Origin of the sequence: Exiguobacterium sp. s130 (assembly GCF_018619055.1) — a bacterium.
Classification (GTDB): Bacteria; Bacillota; Bacilli; order Exiguobacteriales; family Exiguobacteriaceae; genus Exiguobacterium_A.
Genome location: NZ_JACSNI010000008.1, coordinates 24,342 through 43,643 on the forward strand (window position 1 = coordinate 24,342; position 19,302 = coordinate 43,643).

Annotated in this window: 16 protein-coding genes; 2 read left to right on the top strand and 14 right to left on the bottom strand. The window is 45.1% G+C overall.

What is annotated here, in order from left to right; all coding sequences use genetic code 11:
• Nucleotides 1-38 precede the first annotated feature (38 nt).
• From HZS85_RS15000 to addB, 6 genes are all read right to left on the bottom strand, one after another.
• On the bottom strand, nt 39-1,037 hold the full coding sequence (locus tag HZS85_RS15000) for a class I SAM-dependent methyltransferase (protein ID WP_214856723.1): 999 nt from the start codon (nt 1,035-1,037) through the stop codon (nt 39-41).
• A 139-nt stretch (nt 1,038-1,176) separates the two neighbouring features.
• Nucleotides 1,177-1,557: a DUF1516 family protein gene (locus HZS85_RS15005; protein WP_214856724.1), complete on the bottom strand. Its 381-nt coding sequence runs from the start codon at nt 1,555-1,557 to the stop codon at nt 1,177-1,179.
• Nucleotides 1,558-1,641: 84 nt separating this feature from the next.
• Nucleotides 1,642-4,185, bottom strand: a complete 2,544-nt coding sequence (locus tag HZS85_RS15010; RefSeq protein ID WP_214856725.1) for a sensor histidine kinase — start codon at nt 4,183-4,185, stop codon at nt 1,642-1,644.
• Nucleotides 4,166-4,543: a response regulator gene (locus tag HZS85_RS15015; protein WP_035409361.1), complete on the bottom strand. Its 378-nt coding sequence runs from the start codon at nt 4,541-4,543 to the stop codon at nt 4,166-4,168. The genes HZS85_RS15010 and HZS85_RS15015 overlap by 20 nt, the downstream gene beginning before the upstream one ends.
• Nucleotides 4,544-4,741: 198 nt before the next feature.
• Nucleotides 4,742-8,293, bottom strand: a complete 3,552-nt coding sequence (gene addA / locus HZS85_RS15020; RefSeq protein ID WP_214856726.1) for a helicase-exonuclease AddAB subunit AddA — start codon at nt 8,291-8,293, stop codon at nt 4,742-4,744.
• A complete protein-coding gene (addB, locus tag HZS85_RS15025) occupies nt 8,290-11,721 on the bottom strand; it encodes a helicase-exonuclease AddAB subunit AddB (protein WP_214856727.1) in 3,432 nt (1,143 codons plus the stop codon). Before addB ends, addA begins: the two co-directional genes overlap by 4 nt.
• A gap of 138 nt (nt 11,722-11,859) precedes the next feature.
• Between addB and HZS85_RS15030 the strand changes: the two genes are divergently transcribed.
• Together HZS85_RS15030 and HZS85_RS15035 are read left to right on the top strand one after the other, a co-directional pair.
• A complete protein-coding gene (locus HZS85_RS15030; protein WP_231496881.1) occupies nt 11,860-12,237 on the top strand; it encodes a truncated hemoglobin in 378 nt (125 codons plus the stop codon).
• Between the two features lie 60 nt (nt 12,238-12,297).
• Nucleotides 12,298-12,639: a hypothetical protein gene (locus HZS85_RS15035; protein ID WP_029340963.1), complete on the top strand. Its 342-nt coding sequence runs from the start codon at nt 12,298-12,300 to the stop codon at nt 12,637-12,639.
• A 45-nt stretch (nt 12,640-12,684) separates the two neighbouring features.
• On the opposite strand, the gene HZS85_RS15040 is transcribed toward HZS85_RS15035, so the two are convergent.
• The 8 genes from HZS85_RS15040 to HZS85_RS15075 form a co-directional block, all read right to left on the bottom strand.
• Nucleotides 12,685-13,092: a hypothetical protein gene (locus HZS85_RS15040; RefSeq protein ID WP_023467385.1), complete on the bottom strand. Its 408-nt coding sequence runs from the start codon at nt 13,090-13,092 to the stop codon at nt 12,685-12,687.
• Between the two features lie 98 nt (nt 13,093-13,190).
• On the bottom strand, nt 13,191-13,664 hold the full coding sequence (locus tag HZS85_RS15045; protein WP_035409368.1) for a competence protein ComK: 474 nt from the start codon (nt 13,662-13,664) through the stop codon (nt 13,191-13,193).
• A 110-nt stretch (nt 13,665-13,774) separates the two neighbouring features.
• Entirely contained in the window at nt 13,775-15,157 is a 1,383-nt protein-coding gene (locus HZS85_RS15050; RefSeq protein ID WP_035409370.1) for a sensor histidine kinase, read from the bottom strand.
• Nucleotides 15,154-15,816, bottom strand: a complete 663-nt coding sequence (locus tag HZS85_RS15055; RefSeq protein ID WP_214856729.1) for a response regulator transcription factor — start codon at nt 15,814-15,816, stop codon at nt 15,154-15,156. Before HZS85_RS15055 ends, HZS85_RS15050 begins: the two co-directional genes overlap by 4 nt.
• A 134-nt stretch (nt 15,817-15,950) precedes the next feature.
• On the bottom strand, nt 15,951-16,106 hold the full coding sequence (locus tag HZS85_RS15060) for a hypothetical protein (RefSeq protein WP_197026224.1): 156 nt from the start codon (nt 16,104-16,106) through the stop codon (nt 15,951-15,953).
• Between the two features lie 96 nt (nt 16,107-16,202).
• Nucleotides 16,203-16,637, bottom strand: a complete 435-nt coding sequence (gene mgsA, locus HZS85_RS15065; protein WP_029340960.1) for a methylglyoxal synthase — start codon at nt 16,635-16,637, stop codon at nt 16,203-16,205.
• A gap of 66 nt (nt 16,638-16,703) precedes the next feature.
• Nucleotides 16,704-18,251, bottom strand: coding sequence for a fatty acid--CoA ligase family protein (locus HZS85_RS15070; protein ID WP_214856730.1), 1,548 nt, complete (start codon nt 18,249-18,251; stop codon nt 16,704-16,706).
• Between the two features lie 123 nt (nt 18,252-18,374).
• Nucleotides 18,375-19,262, bottom strand: coding sequence for an SDR family oxidoreductase (locus HZS85_RS15075; RefSeq protein ID WP_214856731.1), 888 nt, complete (start codon nt 19,260-19,262; stop codon nt 18,375-18,377).
• Nucleotides 19,263-19,302: the final 40 nt, after the last annotated feature.

Genomic DNA, 19,302 nt, shown 5'->3' on the forward strand with positions numbered 1-19,302 from the left:
TTGAACTGTCTTCCAACTGTAAAAACGCCAGACTTCGCTTAGGAAGTGGCGTTTGCAGTCACGATATACCAAGCACCTTCTTTTAAGAATGGTGTGATCGAAATATTTCCAAACCCAGCTTTCGATAAATCTTCTTTCAATTCTTCCTGACTTGGTAATGGATACAAATTCTCATGCAACGTCATAAAGGCATTGAATGCTGCTGAGAACGGTGCACCATGTGAACTGTCACGAAGTGGAGTGACGAGAATGACTGTTCCATCATCTTTGACGAAACGGCGTACCCCTTTTAGTAAAGCAAGACGTTCCGGTTGTGGGAAGTAATACAAAATATTATTCATCATGACACCATCATACGTTTCTTTTACGTCAAACGTTTTGATGTCTCCGACGACGAAGTCAATCTCTCCACTCGTATCTCGTCGTCTCGCTTCGGCGATGACCGACTCTTCGATATCGATTCCAGCGAGCCGCAATTCAGGTAACGCTTCATGAATTTTGCGAAGATAACCGCCATAGGCACAGCCGATATCAAGCAGTGATGTCAGATTGCGACTCCGAATGATATGACGTACAGCTGAGAAAGCAACGGTCTCGACAAGTGCCGACGTTTCGGCAACGATGTCGCCATGTTCTTCTCCATTAAAGACTTTCTGTTGCCCCTCTTCTAGGAATTGTGGATAAGAGAACAAGGCGGGTAAATGTAGCTCCATCATCTCAGATAACATAAAACCGATACTACGATCGTCTGATTGAGAAAGTTCTGGCAATACATGACGCGTCGCCGTGTAACGTAAATCTTTTTTCTTTAAATGACCGACAGCTACGCCAACCTCAAACCAGCGGGATAACGCTTCCTGTGTCAGCGGACGTCGCATCCGTAGTTGCGCTTCCGCCTGCGTCGCTCCCGATTGAAGAGCATCGAATAATCCATATTTATAACCGATGTATCCATGCCAGAGTGGTAACACCGGTTCTGCGCGTTTCATCCATTTCCGTGCCCGGAAGACCTTCGTCCATTCCTTCAACTGTGCCACAAGCGTTCCCCTCTCTACTGTGTAATACATCCCTTTTCCCAAATAACAACCACTTGTAAACAAAAATTACTAGCAGACACGACAAAAAGAGTCCTTTCAACCCAAAAGGTCGAAAAGGACTCTTTGATTTCGCATGAAATTAGAAAAACTTCATACCGTATGGAAGAGAATAACCAAGGAATATTGTCACAAGGACAAGCACGATGAATCCGATGACGAAACCGGAATAGGCTTTTCCTTTTTTGACACGAACGAGTGTCAATTCTCCGAAGATGAGCGTCAAAAGACCTGCTGTGATCTTCGCATGGTAGAGAGGATCTGGATTTTCAGACACCCCCATGATTTTAATGTACAGGTAAAGACCTGTCGCGAACGTCAATAAAAGCAGAAGACGGAACGCCATATGAATGCCTTTTGCGGCTTTCTTATTGTTCTTGTACATCGAAAACGCGACGAAGAACGTAACCAATAAAAGTACCCAAAGTAAGACGTGTGTGTGAACGAATGCTGTGATTGGCATTTCATTTCCTCCTTTCTTTTCCTATTTCATCGTATCTGATTTCCGTACGAACACCTAGTGTTATTTTGTTGCTATATGATTTTTTCAGGAGATTGTCACATGTGTGGACTGAACGAGTGGGAATTTGACAGTGAAAAGACTCCCTTCCCTTACGACCGATTCCACATGAATTTCTCCCCCATGACCGGTGACGATTTCTTTACAGATGGCTAGACCAAGGCCCGTACCACCAATTTTCCGACTATCCGAGTTATCGACGCGGTAAAACTTTTCGAATAGACGACTGAGTGATTGTTTCGGAATCCCGATTCCCTCATCCCGAACTTGAAGAATGACTTGATCACGTGATGTCGTGAGTACGACATCAATCGCACCACCAGATGGTGAGTATTTCACCGCATTATTCAATAAATTATTGAGTAACTGTCTGATTTTTTCTTCATCTGCTTCAATGACAGGCAACTGATTTCCTTCGTGACGGAACGTAATCCGGTGGGCTTGTGTCGAAGCCGCATAAAAGTGTGTCGTTTCTTCAGCAATCGCATGAATGTTCACAGATGTCTTTTTGTACGATTGTGTACCTGACTCCATGCGCTGGACGTCTAAGAAATCGTTGACGAGATTCGCAAGACGTTCCGTTTCGGAATGGATCGTCCGTAAGTATCGATCTTGGCGCGATTCTTCAATATCTCGATTGAGCATGAGCTCTGTAAAACCATAAATCGAAGAAAGCGGTGTTCGAAGTTCATGAGATACAGTCGAAACGAGTTCTGATTTCAAACGATCCATTTCGGTTTCTTTCGTCACATCCCGCATGACAAGCATCGTTCCTTTATGCACCTGATGAATGTGAATCACCTCGACATAAAATTGAATGAATACCGTTTCGTTTCTAATCGAGAACTGTAGACTCTCTGTCGGTAACTCTCCACGAAGAACTGAATCAACATATCGACTGAAGTTTTCCGGTTCATCGACGACGGATTGAATGACTTCTAAGCATGTTTGAAGTGTTTCTTGTTCCGCCTGGACACCATATCGTAATTCCGGGAATAGATCGTACAGCGGTCGATTGACGAAAACCTCTTCTTTCCCTGGCTCAAGATAGATGACCGCTTCACGAATCGAATCGAGAATCCGTTCCGTTTTCGTTTTTTCTCTCGTCATCTCGTCAAACAAACGCATCCGGAGAAGGGATAACGACAATTGACGAGAGAAGGACATGACATCCCGCATCTGTTCATTCGTAAACTGATCGCGGTAACGGACCAGATAGATATACGCGATGATATCATCTGCGGTTGGATCGAGAATCGGCACAGCCGTTTCATACATATAGTACGGGTACGGTAACGGATGATTGCTCGCGACTTGTTTAGAAGAGTGAACTGGTGTCTTGAGTGATTCTGCTCGTTTTAACAGTGACGCATCGTTTTGAAGTAACCGCTCTGCCAGTTCATCCGTCATACCATAGGTGACGACGGAATAACTCTCTTCCTCATCGACGAATACTAATGCACCAATTTCAGAATCCGTGATCGTGACGAGCTTCTCGATGATTTCCGGATAAGCGGTCAACGATTCACGTGCCGCGAGCGTCTCTGTCAGATCATTCCGGTACTGAAGGTGTTGTTCATTGCGCATCGTCAGTTCCAATGCTTCTTCAAGTTCCTGTTGTTGTGCTTGCAATTCTTCTTGCTGCGCTTGTAATTCTTCCTGCTGGGCTTGCAACTCTTCATTTTTTGCCAATAGATGCTGTTTATTCTCAGAAATCGAACTTGCCATCTGATTAAACGATAGTGCTAAAATACCAATCTCATCTTTACGATTCGGTACTTTGACGCTTAAAACATCTTCACCATTCGCAAGCCGTTGACTGTTCTTAACGAGAGACAGTAATTCAATCGTGATGCGACGAATGAATGGATAGATGAAGAAGATCAAAACAGCGATCAAAACGACGATATTCGCTAACCAAATCAGTTGCGTCGTTCGGATTTCCTGCTCCAATTGATCACTTGTCCGTTGTGCCCAATCTTCCAAAAATTCACGATAACCGCCGAGTGCCAGTTCACTTTTATTAATCTCTGATAATACATCGATGTTTCCTTGACTATCTAACTGAATCTTTCCTTCAGTTATCAACTTCTGACCGAGTGGCAATTCAGCTAGCGTCGTTCCTTTCAAGAAGGATTCTGTAATATCTCCTGACTCTTTCGTTTTGACATAGGATTGAACAAGCGGCAAGATTGCATCGAAATAGTATTGATATAGTTCTCTCGAGGACTGGGCGAATGCCTTTCCTTGATCGTAGATTGCATTTTTTTCGAACCAATCCGTTTGCTGAGCAATCTTATCTTGTTGAGCCATGACTTGGGTATACAATTCTTCATTTCCCATCAAGGCATAGCCACGCATGTTGAATTGAACATCCTGCCATTCTTCCCATAGAGCCCCTGCGCGTGCACTACGATCTCGGATGTCTTCTAATTTCGCCCGTGTCGCTTGCAATTTCGTGTCCGTGTAGTTGTAGACGATCAATGATGAAATCATCAATGTAGCTAATACGACATAAAAGGATGCCATAAGTTGGCGTCCGATTTTTCGATTAATCCACTTGGTGATCACTCAATATTCCTCCTACTACATCAATCAACTCAAGAGGACTAAAGGGTTTCGAAAAGAAGTAGTTTGCACCGATTTCTTCCGCGCGCTCTCGATCAGATTGTTGACTTTTAGCGGTCAACATCATAATTTTCAAGTGTTGCTTATCTGGATGTTGTCGAACTTTTTCGATGACTTCGATTCCTGTCATCCCAGGCATCATGTAATCCAACAGAACGAGGTCATATTCCGTGTTCATGATTTTTTGATATGCTTCGTCTCCGTCCGTCGCTTCATCAATCGTATATCCTTCATCTTCTAGTGTATCAAGTACCAACATACGTAAGACATCTTCATCTTCTGCTAATAAAATACGTGCCATCTATTAAAACCTCCCAAAATTATCCATCGTTAAAGTGACATATCTTCTTTATTTTACACAGTTTTTTCACAATAAGAAACGGAAATCACTCCATACCTTGATTTTATTCCTTTATTCCTCATCCCTCTTTTGACCTATACTAAAACCTCCCTCGCCTCTACCTGAAGTAGGAGGACAAGAGAGGTCTCAGTCGTAAAATTAAACTAAATCAATCGTTTCTCCTAAAGCAAAAGCATAAATGACTTTCCGCGAGATTCGAATATGAAGAATAGCTTCTAATGCTTCTTGGTATAGATTCAATTGAGTCGCATACCGTTCACGTAAAACATCAGCAGGTGTCTGTCCGACTTCCGTCGTAACGATTTGATCCGATTTATAGTCGAGTAAGATATATGACTCCCCATCCTGAATCAAGCAGTCGACGATTCCCTGCATGACTGCGTCATCCACTGGACCCGTCCAGTCTTTCCGAAAACGTGATGCTCCGATTTTATACGTAAACGGTAACTCTCGATAGACGTGGTTTGTCCGTAGTCGTTCGCTGAACAATTGTCCGATCTCGGAGTCTAGGAACTCTTGCAACTGTGGTGTTGCTTCCCGCATCGTCGTTGCTTCGATAGGTGTGATTCGTTCCATTGTTTCCCATTGATTGATCTGTTCTGAAATCGCTGCATCCGGTTTGTATAATTGCATCGCTAGGTGTAGGACCGTTCCTCGTTCCGCTCCACTAAGTACAGGTCCAAGGAATTGTGGCGTTCGGTAATACGTCGTCTGGCGATACGTCGTTTCAAATGCTGCGCGTTCCAACTGTTCCGCGCGCTTCAGTTCCGTGACGGTCTGTTTCGCTGCCGTTTCTGTCGCGAGTAGATGCGGATACTGATATGAAAATGCCGCTTCAACGATTTCTTTGACGTGCGTATTGACGGGCACATCAATTTTTTCAAGCTTTTGGACGTGTTCGAGTTGCTCCACGAGTGTTGAGATTTCTTGATACGGTGCTAACTCCTCTAAAGACATCACGCGAATCGACCAGTTCGTCTCATCCGGACGTAGTAAACTACTGCGTAAGACTGCCGGAACGACCCATTCCGCATAACTCTTCGCTTGGCGCCGGTCATTTTCAGGTAGTAAGACTTCATCGAGTGGCGTCATCTGCCAGGCCACCATCTGATCTTCTAAATCCTTGACTGTCCCGACGAGAATCAACTTTTCCTTCGCTCGAGTCATCGCAACATACAAGACGCGCATCTCTTCTGCCTTCATCTCGCGATCCATTTCCCGACGGATGACTTCCTTCAATAGCGTTCCAGATCGCAAACGACGAATCGGATCAATGGCGTCTAGAGCAATGCCATACGTCTTATGCAACTGGATGGCCTGCATTTGATCCTGTTTGTTGAATTGTTTCGTCAATTGGCTGATAATCGTCACGGGGAACTCGAGTCCTTTTGATTGGTGGATCGTCATGATTCGAACGACGTCCTCGTCTTCTCCAAGCGAACGGGCTTCTGCGAAGTCTTCTCCTCGTTCGATCAACCGATTGATCAGGCGTAGAAAACGATATAGCCCTCGATAACCGGACGTCTCGTATTGCTTTGCCCGCTCATATAAGGCATTTAAGTTAGCTTGACGACTTCTGCCTCCAGCGAGACAGCCGACATACTCAAAATAGCCAGTCTGATCAAACAATGATCGAATGAAGGCAGGAAGCGCACTCCCACGTGCTTCGGTTCGCCATGCTTGAATCTGACGGATGATCTCGTCTATTCGAATACCAAGTGCTGATTCCTCTGTCGCCATCGCGAGTGCCGCCTCATAAAAGCTTCCTTCTTTTTGTTTTGCTCGAATCCGCCCTAGATCACGATCCGCCACACCGAAAATCGGCGATCGTAACAGACTGGCGAACGGGATATCTTGAAGTGGATTATCGATTGTCTTGAGTAACGCCATCATGATTTGAATTTCCGTCGCTTGGAAATATCCGCCCGTCGTATCTGCATAGACCGGAATCTCATACTGTTCGAGTACTTCAACGAGTGCCTGAACACGCTTGCCGCGCGAACGGGCCAAGACGACGATGTCACGGTATTCGCATGTCCGGAATCGGTTCGATTTCACATCGTAAATCAGATGTGGATGTTTAGAGTCGACGAGTTCTAGAATTCGTGTTGCAATCGCTCGTGCTTCAACCTCTTCCTTTTCACTATCAAGTGGATCTATCAAGAGTAATTCAGGCGCCACTTGCTCCGATTCGAGATAACTCAGATTCCCGAGTCGAAGGTGCGCGGCTTCATCGTAATCAATCTCCCCGACCGTCTCATCCATCACTTGGCGGAAGATTTGATTCGTTCCATCCAGCACCTCAAGACGACTGCGGAAGTTTTTTGTTAAATCGATCCGTGTTCCAACGTCGGTCTGTTGGAATCGTTTGAATTTCTCCAGGAACAATCCTGGCTCTGCATGACGAAATTTGTAAATGGATTGTTTGACATCACCGACCATGAATAGATTTCCTGTCGCCTCATCCGTTTTCGAGACCAATTGGATGATGCGTTCCTGAACCTCGTTCGTATCTTGATATTCGTCGACGAGTACTTCAACGAAGCGTTCCTTTAGAAGTTTTGCCACGTCTGACGGTTGTCCTTCGTCCGTCAAAATCTCTAATGCAAAATGTTCAAGATCCGAAAAATCGACGATACCACGTTGTTGTTTCGCTTCGAGATAATCGCTTGCAAATTGACGTACGAGTGTCACGATCGTCTCCACGTGTCGAAGCTGCGACCGCAAGTCCTCCAAGTAATCAACACCTGTTTTTTGGACAAACAGTTCTTTCATTTTCTTGAATTCTGCAACGAGTCGTGTCCGCTCTGTCTGGAACGGTTTGATGCCTTCATCCCCGCGCGGACTTTTCCAACGACCGAATTCTACTGCTTGAAACGCAAGAGCAACCATCGACCATTGCCGTACTGACGTTTCAAGTACTCCAAAAGGAGCGATATCCTGTCGCATCATCTGTCCCATTTCCGTATATCCGGACTGTTCCAATTCAAAAGCAAGTTCTCGATAACGTCCCAATAAATTCGAGAGACTTTCCCACTCTAATTCGACTAGTCGTTGCATAAGTGGAGAATCATCCGGGTCAATCGGTTGATCGTACTGATTGATTAAATGCGCATAAAACGCTTCCGGATCCGGTAAGGATCGAGAAAAACGGTAGAGATTTGAAATCAGCGAAAGCATCGCTTGATCGTCCCGGTCTGATGTATAACTATCGATCAAATCATAGAATCCCGGATCCTCAGAGGCATAGAACGACTCAAAGACCGCTTCTAAGACATCATCTTGCAGTAATAACAGTTCAGATTCGTCAGCAATCCGAAACGCCGGATCCAAACCGATCCGGTAATAATTCTCGCGTAGAATCGATAGACAGAATGAATGGATCGTCGTAATTTGTGCCCGGTTCATTAATTGACGTTGCTTTTTTAGATACAGATCATCCGGTGCCTCTTTGATACGTTGATCCATGACCTCAATGACTCGCGTTTTCATCTCACGCGCTGCTGCATTCGTAAAGGTAGCAACAAGAATCCGATCCGCCGACAACTCATCTTTGGGATCGATCAATCGTTGCGTCAGCCGTTCGACGAGGACAGCTGTTTTCCCTGATCCAGCAGCTGCTGAGACTAAGATATGTCCTCCCCTTGCTGAAATGGCTTGTTGTTGTTCTTCCGTCCAACGCACGCTCATTCTTCATCCTCCTTCAATCGTTCCAGTACCTCTTTTTCAGACATCGGTTTTAATGGACGATATTGATTTCCGAGTGATTCATCGAATTGACAGACTGAACGATATTCGCAGAAACTACACGGTGTCCGTTCCTGATAATCGAATGGATTGATTGCAATATCCCCATCATAGATATCTTGACTACTGTCTTTTAATGCCTCCCACGCATGATCCATCAGTGCCGATAAATCTGCCTCTTGTACAACACCCTTCGTCTGTGATTTATGCAGTCCATTTTTCGTGAAGGTCACTTTGACGAGTGGGGATTTTTTTCGTTCATCGTATGCAATATGATCCATCGCTCGCAGTACCTCATCATTCTCGAGAATGACGCCTTGCATCTGATAGGACTCGAGTAATAGTCGATTACGTTCTGCTTCATCAGCAGATAAATCGCCTCGTAACATCGGATTCTTAACATGGAAATACAGCGCACCAGCAGGTTTTGCCTGCTGTTGATACAGCAACTCTGACTGTTCCACGACTGTTTTCAAATACAGCAACATCTGTATGGCGAGTCCGTAATAGATTTCCGCAAAATCCAGTCCTCGTGCACTCGACTTATAATCTATGATGCGGACGTATAACTGGTCACCGATCATCGCCTGATCAATACGGTCAATGCGTCCTGTGAATTCAATTTCCGTTCCGTCTGGTAGCGTAAAGCGTAAAGGTGGAAACGTCGCATTCCCAAAACTGATTTCAAATAGATCTGGTTCAAAATCCGTTCGCTTCGCCTGCTCGACGAGCATCTTAGCGGTCTGTTCGACGACATCCGTCAACTTTTTCTTGATATAACCAAATCGACTTGAGCTCATCAAAATTGCATTCTGGATTTCTGGTGTCACCTTTTCAACAGCTTCCTTCGCAAGTGTTCCACATGTCTCACTATCGAGCTCGCGCCAGTGCCGTCCGGAAGCTTTGATACTGAGCGACAAATCATTTAATGCGCCGTGGAACAGATTTCCGATGTCCGGCGCTTCGAATTTATAGAGCTTTCGCTCGCGTAAACGAAGTCCATACCGAGCAAAATGTTTATACGAGCAAGCATTATACGTTTCAAAACGCGAAACGCTCGCTTGCAGAGACTCGCCATATAAGCGATGCGCCAACCCTTCCGGTAACGCTTCCGCTTGATTTTGATAGAACAAGGCACTTGAGAATAGACCCATTCGTTCGCGCCCTTGTCCGTTTTCAAGAAGTGAATTATATACTTGAAACCAAATTGGCTGAATCGGATAACGTCGTTGTAAACGGCGGAGTTCAATCGCCGTCGCTGCTGCCGCGCGATCGGGACTCGTCACGAAATCGAATTGTTCTTGCGGTGCATGTTCGCCAGCCTCCGCAAACTGTGTTTTGATCGGACGATCAAGCAACAGTTGCCGCTTCAATTGTTTCGTGATTGCCGCCGGTTGCAACGCCTTTCCTTCTTCATCGACAAGCGCATAACTGACATACAATGCTTCACTTGGAGCCATCATCCCTTGATACAGATAAAATAGTTCATCATCAAACACATCGAGGGACGCTTTTCCAACCGGAATACCATGTTCATGTAAAAAGTCATGATCATTTTCGGACAGTAACTTCGATTGATCTTGGACGAACGGAATCAGACCATCATTCGCTCCCAGTAAAAAGACGACTTTCACTCGTTGTAATCGTCCACGCACATAATCCGTCGCAATGACTTGATCCAGCGATGGGGGGACAAGTGCAAAACGCAGACTCTCAAGTCCTGTCTCGACCATTTGGACGAACAAGTCCGTCGATAAAGTATGCTCAGGCGCAGCAGCCTCTAGCTGTTCGAATAGGTGAAGAATCGCTTCATACACTTGATCATGTTCCCGAGCAGCAAGTAACTGATCTTGCTCTAATGCTTGCTTGCGCCATTCCATTAAATGTTCTGCAATTTTTTGTTCTTCAAGGAATTGATAAAGACCTTTCGTATACGCGCTCATCGTCTTTGCCTGCTTTAACCGACGGTGTAACGGTTCAATCAAGTCGACGACGAACGTACGGAGATGATTCAATTCCTCTTCTTGCGCGATTTCCTCTTCCGTTAAGCGAACTTCCTCTGCTAAGCGTCGCTTTAATTGCCACGGTTGTTGCCACATTGACCCTTTAATGCCGCGTTCGAGCACGAACGTCTCGAAACGATCGAGCGCTAGACGCGCATCTTCTGCCGGAATCGGTAAGAGCTCCGTCTTCAGTAAACGAAAGACCGTTTCTTCCCGATAACCCGATGTCACGATGTCTAAAGCAGATTGAATCAAGTCAACGAGCGGATGATGGATCATCGACTCACGTTGATCCAAGAAATACGGAACATCATACATGCGGAAGGCTCGTTCCAAGTGATCCGCATACGGCTCTAGATGTCGCACGACGAATGCCATTTCATGAAATCGATACCCTTTTTGGCGAACAAGTTGAATCGCTTTCCGCACGGCTGATTCTGCTTCAACTTGCCGGTTGACTGCAGCTGTCATCTGAAAGCCGTCAATATCATGATCGACAGGAGGATATCCCGGCTTCAACAAGGCCTGCTCCAAATGTCGTAGCCCTTCTGATTGAAACTTGATTGGTTGATCATACAAGATTTCTTCGTATGGAATCGACAGCTCCTGCATTTGCCCGATCAATTGCATGTAGCAACGCTGGGACACACCAAAAGACGTTTGTTTTGCATAAGGATCCGCCGCGTCCATTGTAAAACTAATATGCATTTCAGCCACTTGTTGCATCAAGGCAAGCAGTACTTGTTGTTCCTGAAGCGAAAACTCATAAAATCCGTCGAGGATGATCGTCGCTTGATCCAGTCGCGCTTTTGGAAGCAACTCAAGTAACGTCGTATAATAATCATCCGCATGGAGTGCCTTATCGACGATTCGTTCCGCAAAGCGCTCATAAATCAACGCAAGGTCGTTCAATTTTGGTGACCGTTCGAGAGACCGATCACTCACTTGACGCAACATATCCGGCTCGATCAATGAGCGTTTAAATGACGCGATGAGTTCATCAAGTCCTTGGAAAAATCCTGGCATATTTTTCGTACGCTTAAAAATCTTTAACTCGTCTTCTGATTCCTCGACGACCTGTCGGAGTAATAATTGTGTTCCTGTCTCATCGAGAAATGGAATTGCTTGATTTCCGTAATCGCGTAAAATATGAAACGCAAAGCGCCGTAAACTCATGACTTCGAGACGAACAAGACCTGCTATCCGTTCATCTGTCGCAATCCGACGCTCCATTTCAAATGACATCTGATCCGGAACGATGAAATACATCTTCTCGCCTAGTGGTCGTTGCTCGAGTTCTTGTACGACGCGCTCAATCAATTGTGTCGTTTTCCCACTACCCGCACGACCAATGTGCATCTGGTTCATCAAGAAAACCTCCTCTACCTTTTTATGTATCATTATTATCGCACAAATAAGAACAAATGTACTGTTTTCGACGCATGTCTTTTCGATATGGATTTGCTATAATCAGAACACATCCTAATGTAAGGCAGGTGATGATTTTTGTCGCTCTATGAAATGCTTGGAGGCGAGCAAGTACTCACCTCTTTGATTCATTCGTTCTATCATCAAGTCTACCATGATTCCTTATTGCGTCCGTTATTCCCTGATGATCGACACCGTGTCGAACAGGCACAATTCGCCTTCTTGACCCAAATGACAGGAGGTCCACGCGATCCGAATCAACCGCCGACGAGTTTAGCGATGATTCACCGGTTATTGCCGATTCAAAAAGAGCATGCCATCCGTTGGTTGGAACTGATGGAAATAGCTTCTCTTGATACGATTCCAAATGAAGAAGCGCGACTCCAACTCCTCGAGCGATTACGGATTGGCGCAACGAATGTCTTACGTGTTTGCGAAGCACACCAGATGGACTGAGGGATTTTTCTTTCTCATCTGTCCATTTCCATGTAAAATAATAAATGGAGGCGATATAACATGACGGAAGAACAAGAACAACGACCGGAACTCGTAAAGAATGCGATTGAGCAAGCAGAAGCATCGACGAACGAGGACGATACACTCGAAGAAGAACAAACCGAAGAACAAAAAAAATTGGACCATATCAAAGGTCTCGTCACCCTTGAACGCGGTTCTGATTACTACCGTGTCGTTTTTTATGACGATCATAAACACTTGATTTTCAAGGAACTCGATTACGACCGTGTCGACTTTGTAGGTCGGTTCTACAATGATAGCTTTGATCCGACGAACTTGACGGAACTAGAAGAAATCGCAGACAAAGCACTTTCGACTTCTTTACGGAAACGATTCCTTTAAGACATAAAAAGAAGCCGTCCTCCAACTGGAGAACTGGCTTCTTTTTTATTGATCGGATTGTTTTTTCTTCCGACGAAGGACATAGGCAAGAACGCCACCTGCGACAGCGATTCCTGTTGCCGCCAAGATTGGAAGTAAGACTTTTTTATTAGATGCTAGTTTTTGTTTGACTTGTTCGAGTCGCGATTCATTCGTCTCTTTTAAGGCGATCGATGTTCGACGATTCATCGTGACATGCTTCGCAGCATCCGTCACAACGATTCGTTTCGTGACCCAACGGCGATTTCCGGCATCATCGACGACTAGTTGTCGCGCGCGTTTGATTCCTTTGATTCGTTTACCCGGTGTATTTTCCGGACGTACGATGCGAGAACTGATAAAGCGTCTGCCACCTGTCGCACCAAATCCAGGCTGCAATTTTCGGCGATTTAACCATTCATATGATTCATTCATCGTGTCGCGGTAAAAGTTACCGCTTCACCTCCCTATGATTTCTCTCTCTACTTCTTTCTCCTTACATAAGTAAGATTCCTGTTATGTGTTTCCACTTTTCATCGATTCTTAAACTCCGGCAATTGGAAGCGCCGTTGCATTTCATACGCCAGTTCCAACGTTTTGATTCGTTGCCGTTCGATGCTGTATGCGGATGCGTCCGTATCAATACATTGACCTGTCTGAAACTCTACCTGTACTTTTCCAGACTTTTTTTGAACAGTCTTCATTTGCTTGAAATTGATCCAAATGCATTCCGCCTTTTCTTTTGCGGTCGTCGGAAAAAATATCGTTTGTGCCTGCCAATCTACTAAAACAGGTGTCTTTCGGTTCGGACCAAGAATATGTCGCGCTGCTTCGATCCGTCCACGCATCGATGAACCAAAATATAAACAAGATTCTTCAATCAACTTAATCGGATGACCCTCTAAAATACTTTCCGAATGCTCCTTGATGACAAGTGTCTGTGGTTCACCATATTGACCATATCTTGGAATCAAAGCTAACGTTTCTTCCGTAACTGGGTATGACATCTCCTTCACTCCCTTCCTGAATTATATTGGTTATATCAAACTTCCTTCTACTCTGCATGAGTATACCGATTATTTCCTAATGAAAAAAACGAGATCCTAGGATCCCGTTTTTAAAATTCTTCTGGCTTTTTTTCCTCTTGTTCAATAAAGTGACGTGGGAAATTAAAAATCACACAAACTTTCCCGACTCCATTTCCCGCAGGGCGATTCTCAATTGCTACCGTACCATCATGACGCTCAACGATCCTTTTGACAATATAAAGACCAAGCCCGAACTTCCCTTCTTTGCCCCGTGAAAATTGATGAAACAAGGGCGAAGAGTCATCAAGTGGCGGTCCATCATTTTCAATTTCGATATGAACCTGATCCGCTGTCCCAGACAGTCGGATGTCAATTTGTGTTTCAGCATAACGAATCGCGTTGTCCATGACGTTTTCGAGTGCAACTCGTAATTGTTCCCCTTCACCAAGGACGATCCCCGCTTCTCCACTAACATGCCATTCGAGTGACTTCGTTCCAGAAAAACGATTTTTCAGCAGGTGTATCATCCGATCGATATCGACATTATCCCACGTCGAACGATCGAGCTCGAAATAGTCGAGCTTCGTGACGTAAAGAAGAGCCGCCACTTTTTTCTCTAATCGTTCCGCTTCCTCATCAATGACCGATACGGAGCCGGTTAAATCACCATCTGGATAGATCCCATCTGAAATGGACTGAGCATAACTTCGAATAACCATGATTGGCGTCTTCAAATCATGTGAAATATTTTGAAGCAACGATTTTTGTGCCTTATCCTGCTTTTCAAGATCCATCCGCATCGCATCGACGGACCGTGCCAGTCGACCGATTTCATCCCCACGATCGAGCGGAAGTGGTGTATCCCACTTTTGAGCCGCGATTTTCCCGACTGCTCTTTCGATTTCGACGAGCGGATGTGTCAGACGACGCGCCAACCAGAAGGCAATGAATAACGTAAAGATACTACCGATGATGACGACGAAGCCGATTTTTGAAAACAGTTGTGTAATCAGTTCTTGTCGATAAGCATCCCAGACGTAAGAGACACGATAGTAGGTTTCGCCGCTCTCTTCCATTTTACGAATACTATAATAAACGTCTTCTTTATCAAGACGCGTCGTATACTTTGCCGTAACTGTTTTTTGATCAATTGCATCACGGTACATCTGATTGATCAGTTGTTGCGGTGCCCCACCGTAATAAAGTTTTCCGTTCTTAGATAGCAATAGGATATTAACTGATCGAGATTCTTGTTTTCGACGATCGAATTCAATCGGATTATCTTGTAGCATCTCGATGACAGAGGCATCCTTCGAGAAGAAGACCTCACTATTCTCAAGCGTCGAATAGACCTGTTCATCGATGAAATTTCCGATCGATGAGCGGATGACAAGGAGAATGACTGCAGATAATGTGACGATGACGAGCAGAAACATCGCCCAAATCTGAAATCCGAGACTGCGATTTTTCATGCAGACACCAAGCGATAGCCAATACCATAGATCGTTTCGAGTTCCAGTTTCGTTAATTTCTTACGGACACGACGGACAAGATCATCGACGACGCGATCCGATCCGAAATAATCGTCACCCCAGACACTGACGAGAATCTGCTCGCGAGACATCGGCGTCCCGATTTGTGTCGCAAATAAAATCAGTAGATCGTACTCTTTTGAGGTTAGATCAATTTCTTGACCGTTCTCCTCGATGATTCGTTTCTCAGGATAAATCATATAATCGCCGTATTGAATGACGCCACTTTTCGGTGTCGCATACGTACGTGCTAAGATTTTTTTGACACGAATGACCAGTTCGCGCGGAAGGAACGGCTTCGCAATATAATCGTCCGATCCCATCTCAAGACCAATGATCTTATCGATATCCTCATCACGCGCCGAGATGAAAATGACGGGTGTCGTTTCATCATGTGCCTTGATTCGCTTAATCAATTGAAAACCATCCATATCCGGTAGCATGATATCTAAAACCCACAAATCTGGCTTCTCTACGATCGCAGAAGCAGCTGCCTCACCAGATGTAAACGATTTAACCTGCCAACCTTCTTGTTCCAAGTACTTTACGAGTACACGATTCAAGTTCACTTCATCGTCAACCAAATAGATTGTATGCATGGCTCTCACTCCTCGACTAATGTGCTTTGTTTCAGTGTATCAAAGGAATTCCGCAAAATTATGGGAGAGTGGATAATAATTCAAAAAAACCTTTCTTTTCAAAAGAAAAGAAAGGCGAAGTCATAAATTTTCTATTATTTGACGAGACGGAGCGCTGGATACGCTACTTGCTCGTTCTTTGAAGTCGCAGGTGCCACCTGTTGACGTCGTTCCATTTTCACGACGTGCGTCAAAAATCCAACGCCGCCTCCTAGCAATACTGTTACACCCGTCATTAATAGAATCTCCATTTTCTTCGCCACCTTTTCCATCGCAATTGATAATCAGTATCATCCTCAAACTGACTATAGCATGCTTAAACGAAAATGAGAAGCGTTCTCACAAAATTAATCATCCAAAAACTTTTTTTGTTCTAGTTCATGACGTTTTCGAATGATTTCCTTCCAATCGAATTGTCCTTGTTCGAGTCCATTGATTAAAATTTCGGCAGTTCCGACATTCGTCGCAAGCGGCAAATCGTATACGTCACATAATCGAATGAGTGCCGAGACGTCCGGCTCATGCGGTTGGGCCGTCAGTGGATCGCGTAAAAAAATCACGATATCGATTTTTCCTTGTGCTACCAGCGCTCCGATTTCCTGATCCCCGCCGAGTGGACCTGACTTACAGCGATGGACGTGCAGATCGGTTGCTTCCATGATCCGTTGCCCGGTCGTTCCTGTCGCGTATAATGTATTTTTCTTAAAGAATGCGGCGTAAGCCCGTGTAAAGCCCATCATCTCATCCTTTTTCTCATCATGTGCAATCAATGCGATATTCATTCGTATCCCCTCCTTCTTGTCTATGCACAGAAAAAGAACTTCAGAAACCTGAAGTTCTTGAGACAGTCATGAATTCGTCGGTTGCTTCTTCAACACGGTCCGTAAAATCTTTCCGGTCGTATTACGAGGTAATCGATCGATGAACTCAATCTGTGTCGGACATTTGTATTTCGCGAGTGATGTGCCACAGAATGTCCGCGCCTCCTCTTCTGTCATCGTCTCACGGACAACGACGAATGCTTTGACAGCTTCGCCCATCTCCTCGTCCGGTATGCCGATAACAGCGGCTTCAATGATATTTGGATGCTGATAGAGCACTTCTTCGACTTCACGCGGGTAGACGTTGTACCCACCGACGATGATCATATCTTTTTTGCGATCGACGATATAGAAATACCCATCTTCATCTCGACGAGCCAAATCACCCGTATATAACCAGCCATCGCGTAACGTCGCTTGTGACTCTTCCGGCATCTTGTAATAACCGGTCATGACGTTTGGTCCCCGAACGATCAATTCTCCGACTTGACCATCTGGTAATTCTTGTCCGAGTTCATCGACGACTTTGTTTTCGACATCGACGATCGATGTTCCAATCGAGCCTGGTTTTTGAACACCATTGACCGGATTGAAACAAGTGACGGGTGATGCTTCCGATAAACCATATCCTTCGAGGATATGACATTGGAATGTTCGATCAAATGCTTCAAGGAGCGGCACTGGAAGACTCGCTCCTCCTGAGACGAACAAACGTGTTGATTCAAAATAGGTCGCATATTCCGGATGAGCCTTCACGGTTTGCAGTAAGAAATTATACATCGTTGGCACGCCTGCAAAAATCGTCACCTGTTCTTTTTTCGCTAACTCAAACGTCTCTTGTGGTGAAAAACGTGAAGCAATGATGATTGACGCTCCATGTGCGAGTGACGCATTGACGACGACCGTCAAACAAAAGACATGGAACATCGGTAATACGGCAAGTGTCCGATCGTTACTGGATACATGTAGATAATCCCCAATCGAGCGCGCATTCGACGTCAGATTACGGTGGGATAACATCGCACCTTTTGGTTTTCCTGTCGTTCCACTCGTATAGAGAATGACAGCGATGTCGTCCAGTTCATTCGTCACTTCGGTCAAGGGATGTTCGATTTCGAGCCAGCGATCGAGCGTGATGAACGTCACTTGTTGATGTGTTTCGTTTGGTCCTTCTTGATCCGCGTAAGGAACAGAGACGACAATCTTAAGATTCGGTAAATGCACGAGACGATCTTTTGCAGCTTCGACGAGCGGTGCAATCCCTAAAATCCCCTTCACATCACCGTTCATCAGGATATACCCGATTTCATCCGGTGTGTATGTAGGGTTGATCGGAATCGCGATTGCCCCTTGTTTCATGATGGCGTAATATGCCACTAGGAATGCTGGGCTATTCCCTAAAATCAGCGCGACATGATCGCCTTTTCGGATCCCGTTCGCTTCAAGCGCACCGGCTGCCCGGTGAAACTTCTCGACAAACTCACGATAGCTGACTTGCGTGTCCTCAAACACATACGCCGTTGTGTCTGGATGTGTTCGAGCAGTTTCTTCGACGGATTGAATCAATCCAAGCATGAGCAAAATTCCCCTTTCGAATGAATGACTATTCATTTTTTACGTAAAAAAATCCATACGTAGTCAAAAGCGACCGTATGGATAGTGTAACACTTTTTGGAAACGTTTTCACAGAGTTTCTTTTTAACCGTTGACGATGACGCCACCGTTTAAGTGAAGGACTTGTCCTGTCATATAACTTGAATCGTTACACGCGAGGAAAACATATGCTGATGCCATCTCAGCCGGCTGCCCTGGGCGATCCATCGGTGTATTTTTCCCGAATGTCTTGACTGATTCATGCGGGAACGTTTCCGTGATGAGCGGCGTCCAGATCGGACCCGGCGCGACGGCGTTGACACGAATGCCCTCTTTTGCCAGATTCATTGAAAGACTCCGCGTGAAGCTAACGATTGCTCCTTTAGTAGCGGAGTAGTCGATCAATAATGCGTTCCCCTCGTATGCTGTCGAAGATGTCGTATTGATGATGGCAGAACCAAGTGAAAGGTGCGGTAAAGCAGCACGGGCAAGACGCATCATTCCGAAGATATTTGTCTTGAACGTCTTCTCCATCGACTCATCCGTGATATCCTTCAGACTATCTTCTGGTTTTTGCATACTTGCATTGTTGACGACGATATCTAAGCGACCGAAACGGTCGATCGTTTTTTGAACAAGTGTTTCACAGTAGTCTGCGTCCCCAATATCTCCTTTAGAAAGTAGGACTTCGCCTCCTAATTCTTCAAGACGCGCCTTCGTTTCTTCTGCTCCTTCTTGATCGCCATAGAAAGCAATGACGACCTTTGCCCCTTCACGGACATAAGCAATCGAGACAGCACGACCGATTCCAGAATTGCCGCCTGTGACGATTGCGACCTTTCCTTCAAGCTTACCTGCTGCCTTATAATCATCACGCTCATAATAAGGTAACGGTTGTTCGTCCTCCGTCTTCGGTAATTGTTTTGAAATCTGTTCAAAATCGATAAAGTCCGTCAACGAACCTTCTAAAAAGTTATCTTTATTATAGCCCATGAAAAAAACTCCCCCTATGCTGTTGATAGAAGGAGTTTTC